We start from the raw sequence: 14,500 nt of genomic DNA, 5'->3' as shown, positions 1-14,500 counted from the left end.
TCTATCCCCATATGGCCACGCTTTGCCCTCACGCGCCGGCAAAAACCTGCCTTCGCGCGACCCGTAGAACAGGCGGCGCGTGCGTAACCTTCAGCAATGCATCAGTGCTTCAGAAGCGGGCGATTCACCCACTCACAACGATGATCCCAGCTCCTCCCGAAAACATCGCCAGCAAAGCGATTATGGAATAAAAATTCCATATCTCACTCTACCTTGGAATGCATGATCCGTCTTAAACGACATTTTGTCAATGAAAAAATGCACACGTGATCATTAAGTTATTTATTTGTTTTCAAACGTGTTTTTGTCACAAAACTGTAATTTTTGAACAGCGCCGGGCAGGAAATTTTTTTCCTGTCCCGACGCCTGTGGAACGGATTGGATATTTCCTGAAACGCCAGAGAGCTTTTCTCAAGGGTGACGGGGTGCTGGTGAAATTGGAATAGCCGACATCCCGTAGCCTGTGATATCAGGCATTGGATTTCGGAACCGGGGGAGTCGGATGGCAAGAGGGTTCGTGACGGCCGAAGAGGTGGCGAAAAAGGCCGGGGTTTCACGCTCCGCCGTCTCTCGTACCTTCACACCCGGCGGCAGCGTATCGAAGGCCGTCCGGCGCAAGGTGCTGAAAGCCGCACAGGAACTCGGCTACCGCGTCAACCGTCTGGCGCAGGGTCTCAACAACGACCGCTCCAATCTCATCGGGGTCGTCGGTGCCAATCTCAGCTCCCCATTTATTTCAAAACAGCTCGATCTCCTCAGCATCGGCCTCCTGCGCCGGGGCTTGCAATGCCTGTTGCTGAATGCGGCAGATGCCCGCAAGGACATTGCGCCGCTGATCGAGCTTCTCTTCGAATTCCGCGCGCAGGCCATCGTGGTCCTTTCCGGCGAACCGCCGGCTTCGATCGTCGATGAATGCATCGCCAATGGCGTGCGCCTCATTCTCATAAATCAGCGTCTTGATCGCACCGACACGAATATGGTGTTGAGCGACGATTCCCATGGCGCCGATCTTGCCGCCATGCGGCTTGTGGCGGCGAAATGCAGGAAAGTCGCGGTCGTTTCCAGCGGTAGCCAGACGCCGGCTCAGCTGCGCCGCGCCGGTGCCTTCACCCAGCGCATGACGGTTGAAGGTATCGAGGTCGTGCCTTGGTCCGGTGGTCCGACCAGCTATGACAGCGGCTATCAGGCCGGCTGCGAATTGCTGGCGGACAAGTCCATCGATGGCGCTTTCTGCGTGACCGATCTGCTCGCGCTCGGCTTCATGGACGCCGCGCGTCTTGAAATGGGCCGCCGGGTGCCGGAAGACATCTCGATCGTCGGCTTCGACGACATTCCGCAGGCGGGCTGGAAAAGCTACCAGCTGACGACCGTTGCCCAGTCCTTCGACGCGTTGACGGAGAAGGTCCTGACCGCTCTTGACAGCGACGAGCCGGAAACGCGGCTCCAGGTCGTGCCCGTTTCCATGGTGGAGCGCATTACCGCACGCTAACCCGCCGCCTGCCGGATCCGGCTTTCGATCAGCAGCCCGCTCTCATCGAGGATCGGGTGGGCAACGGCTGCAAGATGGGCGTTGATGCGCTTGAGATCACGCAACATGTCCAGATGCACCGAACTGGTCTGAATGCTGTCAACCCGGCCGTCGCGCAGGCGCTGGAGATGGCTTTCCGACGATTGTTTTTCCAGCCGCCGCACATCTTCCTTCACTTCCACCAACCGACGGGCAAGATCGGCGTTGCGAGTGGCGAAAACGGACTGTGCCATGCGGATATTATCGAGCGTGACGGCAAAAAGGCGCTCAAGTTCACTTTTCCCATCATCGGAAAAGCGGAGGCCGAGATCGATCTTCTTGGCAATCTCCGGACGGATGCCTTTTTCGATGATATCGCCGATATGTTCGAGATTGATGGCATATTCGACAATATCCATCGCACGGCGCTGGTCCTTGCGGGCCAGGCCATTCTGTCCGACCTTCGAGACATAAACCTTGATTTCATGCTGCAGGCGGTCGACCCGGCCCTCCAGGCTGCTGATATCGTTGAGCTTTGCGGCATCACTATCCCGCATGGCCTCACTCGCCTGCCGCAGCATAAGCTCGATCAGGTCGCCGACCAGCAGCACCTCGCGGCTTGCGCCGGCAAGCGCCGCAACCGGTTGATCGAGATCGTGACTGTCGAGATAGCTGTGATTGTTTTCGGTGCTCTCTCTGTCTGGCAGCAGCATCGTCGTTACTCGCAGAAGCACTGGCGAGAGCGGCCACGCGAAGGCGGCAACAGCAAAATTGAAGGCGAGATGCGCATCCACAGCAAGATTCGCATGCGAAAAGGGTGACATGTCCAGCAGGGCCGCGGCATATCCGGCGAGCGGCAGCGCAGCGAGGCAGCCGATGGCCCTGACGACGAGATTTCCCACCGTCACCCGGCGTGCCGCGATCGGGGCTTTCAGCGTCGCCAGTACCGGCGGCACCGCGCCACCGAGATTGGCGCCGAGCACCAGAACGATCACGAGGCTCGTTTCCATGCCGCCGCTGGCGGCAAGTGACAGGATCAGAACGACGATGGCGAGACTGGAGGAGGCAAGAACAGCAAGGACGGCGGAGAAGATCAGCGCCACAGGCCAGGCATCACCGAGCATGCCGATAAAGAGACCCAGTGCTGGCGACTGCCTGATGGGATCAGTTGCAGCCGAGAGAAGATGAAGGGACAGCAGCATGAGACCGACACCTGCCACCGCCGCCCCGCCTCCCTGCCGCTGCACCGATTTGCCACGCGACAGGATGACACCGGCAAGGATGAGCAACGGTGACAGCCAGCCAAGCCCGAGAGCGACAATCCACGCCGTCATCGCAGTTCCGACATTGGCGCCGAGCAGGACGATCTGCGCCATGGCCGGCGCGATGAGGTCCTTCTCGACGAAAGAGGCGACCATCAGCGCGGTGGCAGTGGAACTCTGCAAGGCGATTGTCGCCACGAGACCAGCGAAGAAGGAGCGATACTGGCCGCGCGTGCCGGCGGCCAGACCGATGCGGAGCCTCGCACCAAAGGCGCGTGACATGCCATCCTTTATCTGCGCAAGCCCGAAAAGCAGCAAAGCCACGGCGCCGAACAGGTTGATGCCGACAACGACCGATTCCATTCAATCACCCCGCCTGCCGTCCCGGTGGTCGGACAGCAATCAACCCAGCCATGATAGACCGCCCCTTCCGCAAATCGTCGGATCAAACTGCAACGCGGTCACGCTGCGACCCGAGCCGAAGCGTAATGTCACGCGGGCTGCTTTCTGCACGCTCAAGAAACAGGCCGAGCGCTCCGAGGAAGATTTCGATAAAACTCCTGACGGACCGGTCGTGACGATCCGGCGCGCGGCCGAAACGCTGCGCCAATTTCCGATAGAGACAGAGCCGCTCATGCGGGATATGCGGCAGGGCTAGACCCGCCGCCTGTCGCAGGCAATACCAGTCGGCAATCAGCTCGAACATGGGCAATTCGAATGACAGCGCAAGTCCATCAGACAGTTCGTGGCCATCCTGCCCAAGCAGGAGGAGAACCTCCTGCACGGTTTTGTCGGAGATTGCCGCAACGACCTCTGCCGGCCATTCCTTGCTGAAATAGCGATGTCTGATCAGCGCCCGCTTGTGGCCAAGCAGGAACCCACCATAATCACCGGCTGCAAAAGACGGGTCGTCCTCTTCACCTGCCAGTACCGTCTCCTGCGCGTAACCCTGGCAAATACGGTCATTGACCGGCAGAGCGGTCATTTCCACCGTTTCCACGCTGATGTCCTGCCGGGCTGGATGGATGACCTTGAATCCGGGAGGAAAGGCGACGAGCGAAGGGACGGCAATATTGGTGAGCGACCTATCACCCTTCCCACCCTGCGTCACGCCCTCGACATGCAGGTGCCCGCTGAAATGGACGGTTAACCCAGCCCGTACCAGCGCGTCTTCCACCGCTTTGCGTGGCGTACGGCGCACGACATTGGTTTCACCGAACAGGGCACCTTCGGCACGGCTTGCTCCGTCGAAGGGATCGAGCACCGGATAATGGGAAAAGCCCAGCAAGGTCTTGCCGAGCAGCTCCGCCCTTTGGCGCACGTCGGCAATCCAGTCAATGATGAAGGGCTTGCAACGCAGGAGCGCGTTCCAGCCACCCGAAGTGCTGTCGGTAAAGGCGGCTTCCTCACCTCGCTGAAAGACACCGTCGCGCGGCTCGAAAATATTCGCATCGATCATCAGGAGCCAGAGGCCCTCTTCCGGCTCGACAAGATAGGAGGCGTCCATCAAGCGATAGATATTCCGCCCATCGGGAGAGCGCACGTCGTAGAGCCGGTCTTCCGGCGCGTCGGACGCGCCGAAGGGCGTCTCCCAATGCAGATAATCCGGCTGGCGGAAATAACCGAAAGCCCCCATCGGATCGAGGCCGGCGGGATAACCTTCGCAGTACATGCGGTCGGTTATGACGACCCCTTCCCCGGTGCGGCGCGCATCGCTGGAAACCAGGACGCCTTTGCCGTTCTCCGTCAGGAATTCCTTGGTGTGATTTCGGCCGCAAGGGCCGAAAATGTCATGGTTCCCGGGCAGCGCATAAAAAGCGGTGCCATGGGTATCGCGATGGCGTTCCAGAATGCTCTTCAGCGTTTCGGTCGTCACCCGCTGGCCGTCATCGGTATAATCGCCGAGCAGCACCACATGGCGAATGCCACGCTGGCGCACCTCTTCCAGCGCCGCATGCAATGCATCCGCGCTCTCGTTGAAAACCCGGGTGGATTCACGCGTTTCCGACCAGCTGCGCATGGTGATGCGCTCGCCTTCGATTTCGATGCCGGGAAACCCGAAATCCGCTGAAGTATCATGAAAATGCGCATCGGCAATGACGGCAACGGAAGGCAGCATATGTGTCAGCATGATTGCGCGATCTTTCTGCCCTCAACCAAGTCGATCCATTCGGAAGCACGGCGGGCGGCGGCATAAAGCATCGGTTTCGGCGTCTCGAACCATTCGTCAGGCCGCAATTCCCGTTTCGTGCGGATCACGGCCAGCGCATCGTCGAGGGTCGGATAGAGGTCGGGCTGCTGCTTGTGCAGGAAAAGCGCCACCAGCGAGACGGAACGGCTGCGGCCGCTGCGGCAGTTGACAAGCACATTGCCGCCATCGACAAAGGGATAAGTCTCCCGCTTCGGCATGGTCTGGCGAAGTGCGCCATCGAGTATGTAATAAGCGCCCAGCATCATGGTGTCAGGGCTGCCATCGCCGTCGATCAGGCCAAGCTTGTAATAGCGGATGTCACCATAACCCACAGTCCGCCGGTCGCCTTCTTCGGCCATCGTCTGCACGAGATTGATATCAAGATTGACGGCGCAATTAACGACGGTCGTAATGCCGTGCCGGCGCAGAAGCTCCCGGTCGCCAGCACCATCGCTGCCGCCGATGTAAAGGGCGGCATTATGCGGACCGAGCCCTTCCGCAATCAGGCTGATTGCCGGGCGGGCATAAACGGGTCCATCCATTTCATTCCTCCACATGCGCGAACACCCCGAACAGGTGTTCGCCTGAAATCAGGCCGAGGCGGCGCGCTGCCGGTCCGACGGCGTCCTTTCGGCAAGGGGTATATTCGCTGCCTGGCTGACGCCTCTGGCAACACCGCGGGCCGCAGCCAGAACAGGCCCGCCGTCCCGAAGACTGCCAATCTCCAGAAATGGGCAGACATCGCCGCCAGCTTCGCTGACGAGTAGCAAGCCTGCAAGACAATCCCATGAATTCATATGCAATTCGAGATAGGCGTCGGAACGACCGTCGGCCACATAGGCAAGCGCCAGCGCTCCTGAGCCTGCACGACGAACATTGCTGCCCATATCGAGCAGGTTCCTGACGATATCGAGATATGTGGAATTCGCGATCCGGGTCGACCAGCCCATCTCGATCGATGACGCATCAAAGCGCGTCGTTTCCGCGGTTTGAATCGGCTGCCCGTTGCGCGTTGCTCCTTCACCGCGACGCGCGAAATAAAGCTCGTCAAGCGCAGGATTATAGATCGCACCGATTTCGGTCCGCCCTTTTTCGACATAAGCAATGGAGATGCAGAAATGCGGGATGCCACGCGCGAAATTCGCGGTGCCGTCCACGGGATCGACGACCCAAACCCGATCGCCGATCTCACCGCCGCCTTCTTCACCAAAGAAACTATCGTCTGGGAAACAAGCCGAGATCGCCCCGCGAATATGCGCCTCGGAAGCCGCATCGGTCACAGTCAGAAAATCCTGCGGCCCCTTCATGGAGAAGCTTCGTGTCGCCTCACCCTGAAAACCTTTGAGCACCAGTTCGCCGGCGGATAAAATAACGCTGCGGCACAGTTCCGCGCGAGCTGCCAATGTATCCGGATAGGGCATCGAGTCCATGCGCAAAACCATTTCTTCTGAGTGAACGCGTGTTCATATTGCACGCGCGTTCATTAATTTCAAGAGGGTTTTCTCGGTCAAACATGACTATCGAATGACAAAGTATCGGCATGTTCATTCCGGAAGCTTGCAGGTCTGTTCGCAAGGCAGCGCAATGACTGCGAGCAACAGCCAATGGAACGGTTCTGCAACGCGGGAGTTCTGTTCCTGTAAACCACGACAGGAGGAAAAAATGGATCATAGCAATCACGTACGTCTGGTTGAAACCGAACTGACGCCGTCGGTTCTAGAAGGCGCGACCGTCTATGGCGCCGATGACCACAAGGTCGGGAAGGTTGACCACGTACACGGCGTCGGCGCCGGCAGCACGGCGATCATCGATGTCGGCGGCTTTCTCGGCATCGGCGCAAAGCCCGTCGCAGTTCCGCTCAGCGATCTCGATTTCATGCGCGATGAGGACGGTGATGTCCACGCGGTGACCTCATGGACGAAGGATCAGTTGAAGGACATGCCCGAGCATCGTCACTGAATACATCCCACCAGACTTCACAAGCGCCCGGCCATTGCCGGGCGTTCGTTTTTTGGGGCACACCCCGCCCCCCGCACCGCTTCCGCCTGCAAATGGAACACATGCGCATGTCACGCATTTTCACGTCGCGCAATAAATGGTTGCAAGGCATTCAAGGGGACAACAATTGAACAGTCAGATTCAGGCCAGCCCGCTGAGCATTGACGACGTGACCGTCATCGATGACGAGAAGGTCAAAAAAGCCGTGACGGCAGCCGCCCTCGGAAATGCCATGGAGTGGTTCGATTTCGGTGTTTACGGCTTTGTCGCTTACGCCGTTGGCAAGGTCTTCTTTCCGGAGGCTGCCCCCGCCGTTCAGACAGTGGCGGCACTTGCGACATTTTCGGTTCCGTTTCTCATTCGTCCGCTAGGTGGCGTTTTCTTCGGGGCGATGGGCGACAGGTTCGGGAGGCAGAAAGTCCTCTCTCTCACCATTATCATCATGGCGGCCAGCACCTTCTGCATCGGCCTTATTCCGGGTTATGCGACCATCGGCATCTGGGCCCCTATCCTCTTGCTGCTCTGCAAGCTCGTTCAGGGCTTTTCCGTGGGCGGAGAATATACCGGTGCGGCCATCTTCGTGGCGGAATATGCGCCCGACCGCAAACGCGGTTATCTCGGCAGCTGGCTCGATTTCGGCTCGATTGCCGGTTTTGTGCTTGGCGCGGGACTGGTGGTGCTGCTCAGCACCGCCATGGGCGAGGCGAAATTTCTCGACTGGGGCTGGCGCATTCCGTTCTTCCTTGCCGCTCCGCTCGGACTGATCGGCCTTTATCTTCGCCACGCCGCGGAGGAGACGCCGGCTTTCACCGAACGCCTTCACCGCGCTGAAGAGGAGGACCGTCAGTCGCTGAAGGAACGGCCCATGGTCCCCATCGCGGAGATCACCAGCAAACATCTCCGTTCGCTGGCAATCTGCATCGGCATGGTTCTCGTCACCAATGTCACCTACTACATGCTGCTGACTTACATGCCCACATACCTGTCAAAGACGCTGAATTACAGCGAGGATCACGGCGTCCTCATCATCATCGCCGTCATGGTGGGTATGCTGTTCGTCCAGCCGGCCATCGGGCTTTTGAGCGACCGGATAGGCCGCAAACCTTTCCTCGCTGTCGGTAGCACGGCGATCTTTTTTCTCTCGCTACCGGCTTTCCATCTCATCGCCAGCGGGCAGGTGGTCCAGATTTTCTTCGGCTTGCTTATTCTTGCCGTCGCGCTGAACTGCCTGATCGGAATCATGGCCTCGACCTTGCCCGCTCTGTTTCCGGCGCGCATACGCTATAGCGCCCTGGCGATCGCGTTCAACATCTCGATCATCGTCGCCGGCCTGACTCCAACGGCCACGGCCTGGCTGGTGGAAGCGACCGACAACATCTATATGCCGGCCTATACCTCATGGTCGCCGCTGTCTTCGGCATTGTCACCACTTTCTTCCTGAAAGAGACGGCGAACCGGCCTCTTTATGGCGATACGCCCAACGCCTCCAGCCGCAAGGAGGCGAAATCGCTTCTCGCCGCGCAATATCTGCACATCGAAAAAAGCGTTGAAGAGATTGACGAAGAGCTTCTCAAACTGGAACAGCAGAAAGAAATTCTGCAGACGAAACGCAGTCAGCTCGTCGGCCGGCACCCGGACCTGAACTAACTCCATCCGCCATAGATGAAATGCGCGGGCAATGCGTATCGCACCCCGCGCATCGATTTTTTCAGGTTTCAATCGGCCTGCGCCGAGAGCAGCTGTTGTTTCGCTCAAACGGCGAGGAAGCCGCCGTCCACTGGCAATACGGCGCCTGAAATCATCTTGCTGTCATCGGAAAGCAGCAGCGCGATGCTCTGCGCCACCTCTTCGGCTTCTGCGAAGCGGTTGAGCGGATGACGCACCATCATAGGCTGGCTTTTGACCGGATCGTTCCACGCTTCCGCAGCCAGTTCAGTGAGTGTGATGGTGGGCGCGACGGCATTGACGCGAATACCATGCGGGCCAAGTTCCTTGGCAAGCACGCGGGTTGCGCCCTCAAGCCCGGCCTTGGACGCCGCATAACACAGGTGATCCTGAAAGCCGCGATGCCCTGCAATCGAGGTGATGTTGACGATGGCGCCGCCGCCGCCCCTTGCAACACGGGCGCGGGCGAATTCCTGGCAGGTGATGATGGCTGCGCGCAGATTGATGCCCAGCACGGCCTCGTAGCCTGCATCGCTCATGTCAAGCACACTTTCCAGCACGTTGATGCCGGCGCTGTTGATCAGGAAATCGCAGGTGCCGGCTTCGGCCATGGCGGCGCGGGTGGCGGCTACGTCGGCAAGATCGGCACGGATCGAACGTCCGCCGATTTCGCTTCTGAGGCTGTCGAGATCGGACTGCGTGCGGCTGATCGCCACGACCTCCGCACCGCGTGCGGCCATCAGCTGCGCGCAGGCGCGGCCGATGCCTTTGCCTGCGCCGGTGATGATGACGGATTTTCCGGAAAACTGCATGGAATCCTCGTTATTTGCGGCCAATGCGGCCGGATGATCTAAGTTATTTTTGACGGCGCTCAGGAATGGCTGGCGGAACGAATGGCGCGGGCCGCATTCTGCAGCGTCAGAAACGCGTCGTAACGCGCTTGGTGAACCCTCTGAAAATCAGGATCGGGCGTTGCACTGCTGCCAATACGCGACATTGCCGGCATCGCCGCCATCAGGTCCGGATAAGTCCCTGCGGCGACGGCGCCCAACATGGCGGAGCCGAGAAGGACCGGCTCCTCGCATTCGGTTAATTCGACGGGAAGCCCGGTCGCATCGGCCAGCAACTGCCGTGCAAGCGGGTGGGCACCCGCACCGCCGCTGACACTGATGGTTTCCACCGGCGCGCCGTTGCGGGCCTGCGTTTCGATGATCTGACGAAGCCCGTAACCAAGGCCGAGAAGCCCGGCCACATAAAGCGCGACAAGGGAATCCACGCCGGTTTCCATACCATACCCGGCAACCACCGCGCGGGCATGGGGATCGGCGAAGGGTGCGCGGTTGCCGAGAAATTCCGGCACCACATGAAAATCCTCTGCAAGCTTTGCTGCGGCGGAAGCGGATTCGGCAAGGCCGAGGGCGCGGTCGGCAAGCCAGACCGGCAAGGCTTTGCCATCCTTCTCGGCAAGCACCTTCGCTTCGGGGACTGCCGGATGTAGCTGAACCAGATAATCGATGGCCGCACCGGCAGCAGACTGGCCGCCCTCATTCAGCCACGCACCGGGAACCATGGCCGAATAATAAGGCCCCCAGACGCCAGGCACGAAGGCGGGTTCGGCTGTCGTCGTCATGGTACAGGACGAGGTCCCGAAAACATAACCAAGGCATTTCGAAGCATCGCCACCCGCAGCAACCGTACCGACGCCGCCGGCGTGGGCATCAATCAGGCCCGCAGCAACGGCGGTGCCTGCCACCAGCCCCATCGCCTTTGCGGCGTCTTCCGTCAGACCGGTGCCGAGCGCCGTGCCCGGATGGACGACGCTTTCACCGATGCGGCGGAAGCCCTGTTCCGCCAGATCGCCAAGGCCAATATTGTTGAAATATTCCGAATCCCATCGGTTCTCGTGGGCGAGATAGGTCCATTTGCAGGTGACCGTGCAGGCGGATCGATCAAGTGCACTGGAGGCTTTCCAAGTGAGGAAATCCGTCAGGTCAAAGAAGTGTTCGGCACGGGCATAGACATCCGGTAGATTTTCCCGAAGCCACAAAAGCTTCGGCGTCTGCATTTCGGGAGAGATGCGGCCACCGACATATTTAAGAACCGCATGTTCTCCGGCATTGATGCGCTCCGCCTGTTCAACGGCACGGTGATCCATCCAGACGATGATATCGCGTTCGGGATGATCGGCAGCGCCAACCGGCAGGGTCTCATCGTCCGGCCCGCGAACGACGAGTGAGCAGGTGGCATCGAAACCGATCCCGGCAACATCGACAGGATCGATACCAGCGCGTGAGACGCTCTCCCGGACGCTGTCGCAAACCGCCTGCCACACTTCCGCGCTCGATTGCTCGGCAATGCCGCCATCTTCGCGATGCATGCTGATCGGACGCTTGGCGGTGGCGAGGAGCTTGCCCGAGACGTCGAAGACACCGGCCCGCGCCGAGCCGGTCCCGACATCGACGCCAACAAGATAGGAAGCCATTTGCGATACTCCTCGGAGGGGATCATCCGATGCTGGAAAGGGTTGGGCGGCGGGACCGTGTCCGGTCTTTCCGCCGCCCAGGGATTTTTTAAACGCGGTCGAAGTTGGTCGGCAAGACCAGCATGTCGCGGATGGTGACGGTGCGCTTGCGTGTCAGCATGTAGACGACGGCATCGGCCACTTCGCTCGCATCGATCAGGCTGCCGGATTCCTTGGCCTTTCGGAGGTTTTCCTCCGGCCAATCGGCCAGCAGTGCGGAAACGACCGGGCCAGGGGAGACCTGCGCAACGCGCACGCCGTGCGGGATCATCTGGCGGCGCATGCCCTGCACGAAGCTGGTGATCGCCCATTTCGAACCCGAATAGACCGGTTCCCAATAGGTCGGGAAGTGGCCGGCAATCGAGCAGGTGACGATGATGTCACCCGTCTTGCGCTCCGACATGTGCGGCACGACGGCATGAACATTCTTCATGACGGCGTTGACATTGAGATTGAGCATCTTGTCGATGGCTTCCGGCGTCGTCTCGGTGAGATCGCCGCCGATATAGGTGCCGGCATTGCAATAGAGAATGTCGATATGATCGACCTTCTTGAGGATCTCAGGGATCATTGCGTTGCAGCTGTCGGCATCGAGCAGATTGGTGACCTGCGGGATGGCGCGGTCGCCAAGCTTGGCAACCAGATCATTGAGGGCCTTCTCGTTCCAGTCCACCATGACCACGGTCGCGCCCTGTTCCAACAGCGCTTCTGTGGTGGCAAGCCCGATGCCGGATGCGGCGCCGGTGATGACCGCAATCTTGCCTTGCAGCGATTCAGACATTTAATTCTCCTGCGTTTATGAAGATATTTCCGGGCCGGCTTAGCGCCATTCCCGTCCGATATAGATGGCCAGCAGGATGATGCCGCCCTTGATGACATCCTGCAGATAGGGGTTGATGCCCATCAGGTTGAGGCCGTTATTAAGAATGCCGAGCAGCACCGCGCCGATGAGCGTGCCGAGAATGAGGCCCCTGCCGCCTGCAATCGCCGTGCCGCCAAGAACAACGGCCGCGATGGCATCGAGTTCGAAGCCGACACCGGCATTGGGCTGACCGCTCATCAGGCGACCGGTGAGGATCAGTGCCGCAAATGCTGCCGTGACGCCCGAGATGCCATAGACGGCAAGCTTGACGCGCTGGGTCTTCACGCCCGAAAGACGGGCTGCCAGCTCGTTTCCGCCGAGCGCATAGACGTGGCGGCCGAAAGCGGTGCGCTGCAACAGCACCCAGGCGATGGCGTAGATCACCACCATGATGACGACTGGGACGGGAACCACACCGATACGGCCGACACCAAACCAGGAAATCCAGCTCGGAATACCGCTGACGGGGTAGCCGCCGGAATAGATAAGGCCAAGGCCACGGGCCATGCCCATGGTGGCGAGCGTGACGATGATGGCGGGCATCTTGCCCCAGGCGACAAGCGCCCCGTTGAAGATGCCGATGCCGAGACCGATGAACAGGCCGGCCGGCAGCGCAATTGCAGGCGAGAGGCCGGTGTTCACCATCAGGCCAGCGGAAAGCGTTCCGATAAGCGCCATGACAGCGCCGACCGACAGGTCGATACCGCCGGTCAGAATGACGAAAGTCATGCCGACGGCCAGAATGCCAACGACGGAAACCTGCCGCAACACGTTCATGATGTTGTTGAGGCTGAAGAAATTGTCGCTCGCAAGCCCCATCAGGATGGATACGACAATCAGACCCGCCAGCGGCAGGGCGAGCGGCGAGCGCAGCATGGCACTGAGACTGAAACCGCCCGTTTTCGCGGCAACGCCGGTGTTTGCATCAAGCGACATGTTCAACTCTCCCGGTGGTGGCGTTTGTCATTATTGTTTCTGAATTGATGTCGTCTCCCTCGACCGTGGCAACGATGCCGCCGGACCGGAAGACGCAGACCCTGTCGGACATGCCGATGACTTCCGGCAGTTCCGAGGAGATCATGATGATCGAATGGCCCCTGGCAGCAAATTCGCGCATCAGCGAATAGATTTCTGCCTTCGCTCCGACATCGATGCCACGTGTCGGTTCATCGAAGATCAGCACGCGCATGTCGTGGTTCAGCCAGCGCGCGATAACGATCTTCTGCTGGTTGCCGCCGGACAGCGTGTCGACGCGGGCGTAAGGCCCTTGTGCCTTCACCTGCACCTGCGCCATGGCCTTTGTCGTGTACTCCAGTTCCTTCTTGAGATCGAGGAACCAGTGCGCCTTGCGGTATTTGCCGTAATTGTTGAGCGAGATATTCTGCAGGATGGAGAAGCTGGTGATCAGGCCCTCTTCCTTGCGGCTTTCCGGCAGCAGGCCAATGCCGCGCATCAGCGCATCATCGGGGCCGGAAAAACGCGTCTCCACACCATCGAGCTTGATCTTGCGGCGCGTCGCGGAATGCGCGCCGAGCATGGCGAGAACTGTTTCCGTGCGGCCTGAGCCAACGAGCCCGGCAAAACCAAGAATTTCGCCCTTGCGCAGCGCGAAACGCGAGACAGGGCCGCCCTTCTTCAGTTGCAGCTCCTCGACTTCGATCACCTTCGCGGCGGAAGGATCGAGTTGCGGCTTCGGCGGGAAGCTGGCTTCGATGCGCCGGCCGACCATCATTTCAACCAGGCGGTCATTGTCGACCTCCGACGTCAGGCAAGAGCCGATCAGCTCGCCATCGCGCAGGACGGTGATGCGGTCGCAGATCTCGAATATTTCCTCGAGGTGGTGCGAAATGAAGATGATCGCGACACCCTGACGTCGCAGTTCGCGCATGACCTTGAACAGATGTTCGGTCTCGGAAGGCGTCAACGTGGCGGTCGGCTCGTCGAGCACGAGAATGCGGGCATCCAGTGACAAGGCCTTGGCGATTTCGACAAATTGCTGCTGGGCGACGGAAAGGCGGTGCACCGGCACGTCGAGCGGTACATCCACGGCGAGCCGGCCCATGATTTCGGCTGCGCGCTTGCGCATCGCGCCCTTGTTCAGAAGGCGCAGCGGCCCGCGGATTTCGCGGGCAAGGAACATGTTTTCAACGGCGTTGAGATAAGGGATCAGGCTGAATTCCTGAAACACGATGCCGACACCGGCGGCAATCGCCTCATCGTAATTGGCGAAGCGGCGATCCATGCCGTCAATGCGGATCGTTCCTTCCGAGGGCTGCAGGATGCCGCTCAGGATCTTCATAAGAGTCGATTTGCCGGCGCCGTTTTCGCCCAGAAGCGCATGCACCTCGCCGGCGCGCGCCTCAAGGTCGACGCCGCGCAGGACTTCGATCTTGCCAAAGCTTTTTCTTATTCCATTCAGTTCCAGCATTTCACCCTCCTCAATGGTCGGGATTTAACCCCGCCCCCGCATAAAGCGGGGACGGAGCCTGGGAGG

11 protein-coding genes and 1 pseudogene are annotated in these 14,500 nt (G+C 59.8%); 3 read left to right on the top strand and 9 right to left on the bottom strand.

Annotation, left to right across the window (positions count from 1 at the left end; translation table 11 throughout):
- Positions 1-502: 502 nt before the first annotated feature.
- Positions 503-1,489: a LacI family DNA-binding transcriptional regulator gene (locus tag DOU54_RS16210; protein WP_044459769.1), complete on the top strand. Its 987-nt coding sequence runs from the start codon at positions 503-505 to the stop codon at positions 1,487-1,489.
- On the opposite strand, the gene DOU54_RS16205 is transcribed toward DOU54_RS16210, so the two are convergent.
- The 4 genes from DOU54_RS16205 to DOU54_RS16190 all read right to left on the bottom strand — a co-directional run bounded on the left by DOU54_RS16205 (position 1,486) and on the right by DOU54_RS16190 (position 6,390).
- A complete protein-coding gene (locus DOU54_RS16205) occupies positions 1,486-3,132 on the bottom strand; it encodes a Na/Pi cotransporter family protein (RefSeq protein WP_112636660.1) in 1,647 nt (548 codons plus the stop codon). The genes DOU54_RS16210 and DOU54_RS16205 overlap by 4 nt on opposite strands.
- An 82-nt stretch (positions 3,133-3,214) precedes the next feature.
- Positions 3,215-4,900: a metallophosphoesterase family protein gene (locus tag DOU54_RS16200; RefSeq protein WP_113731631.1), complete on the bottom strand. Its 1,686-nt coding sequence runs from the start codon at positions 4,898-4,900 to the stop codon at positions 3,215-3,217.
- Positions 4,894-5,502 (bottom strand): dual specificity protein phosphatase family protein, encoded by a 609-nt coding sequence (locus tag DOU54_RS16195; RefSeq protein WP_113731630.1) that lies wholly within the window; start codon positions 5,500-5,502, stop codon positions 4,894-4,896. Before DOU54_RS16195 ends, DOU54_RS16200 begins: the two co-directional genes overlap by 7 nt.
- 48 nt (positions 5,503-5,550) lie before the next feature.
- Positions 5,551-6,390 carry an inositol monophosphatase family protein gene (locus tag DOU54_RS16190; protein ID WP_072493685.1) on the bottom strand — a complete coding sequence of 280 codons (840 nt, stop codon included), beginning with the start codon at positions 6,388-6,390 and terminating at the stop codon, positions 5,551-5,553.
- Positions 6,391-6,622: 232 nt separating this feature from the next.
- Between DOU54_RS16190 and DOU54_RS16185 the strand changes: the two genes are divergently transcribed.
- Together DOU54_RS16185 and proP are read left to right on the top strand one after the other, a co-directional pair.
- Positions 6,623-6,919 (top strand): PRC-barrel domain-containing protein, encoded by a 297-nt coding sequence (locus DOU54_RS16185; RefSeq protein WP_004438228.1) that lies wholly within the window; start codon positions 6,623-6,625, stop codon positions 6,917-6,919.
- 166 nt (positions 6,920-7,085) lie between these two features.
- A pseudogene (gene proP, locus DOU54_RS16180) lies at positions 7,086-8,605 on the top strand (glycine betaine/L-proline transporter ProP).
- Between the two features lie 104 nt (positions 8,606-8,709).
- On the opposite strand, the gene DOU54_RS16175 reads toward proP, so the two are convergent.
- The 5 genes from DOU54_RS16175 to DOU54_RS16155 all read right to left on the bottom strand — a co-directional run bounded on the left by DOU54_RS16175 (position 8,710) and on the right by DOU54_RS16155 (position 14,434).
- Positions 8,710-9,435, bottom strand: a complete 726-nt coding sequence (locus DOU54_RS16175; RefSeq protein WP_037091203.1) for an SDR family oxidoreductase — start codon at positions 9,433-9,435, stop codon at positions 8,710-8,712.
- 59 nt (positions 9,436-9,494) lie between these two features.
- Complete coding sequence (locus DOU54_RS16170) at positions 9,495-11,105, bottom strand: FGGY-family carbohydrate kinase (protein WP_112636656.1); 1,611 nt, start codon at positions 11,103-11,105, stop codon at positions 9,495-9,497.
- 88 nt (positions 11,106-11,193) lie between these two features.
- Entirely contained in the window at positions 11,194-11,925 is a 732-nt protein-coding gene (locus DOU54_RS16165; protein WP_004438213.1) for an SDR family oxidoreductase, read from the bottom strand.
- 39 nt (positions 11,926-11,964) lie between these two features.
- Positions 11,965-12,942, bottom strand: a complete 978-nt coding sequence (locus DOU54_RS16160; RefSeq protein ID WP_004438211.1) for an ABC transporter permease — start codon at positions 12,940-12,942, stop codon at positions 11,965-11,967.
- Positions 12,932-14,434, bottom strand: a complete 1,503-nt coding sequence (locus DOU54_RS16155) for a sugar ABC transporter ATP-binding protein (RefSeq protein ID WP_006698672.1) — start codon at positions 14,432-14,434, stop codon at positions 12,932-12,934. Before DOU54_RS16155 ends, DOU54_RS16160 begins: the two co-directional genes overlap by 11 nt.
- Positions 14,435-14,500 lie beyond the last annotated feature (66 nt).

This window comes from Agrobacterium sp. MS2 (assembly GCF_003261015.1).
Classification (GTDB): Bacteria; Pseudomonadota; Alphaproteobacteria; order Rhizobiales; family Rhizobiaceae; genus Agrobacterium; species Agrobacterium pusense.
This window is presented reverse-complemented; position numbering and strand designations above follow the sequence as displayed.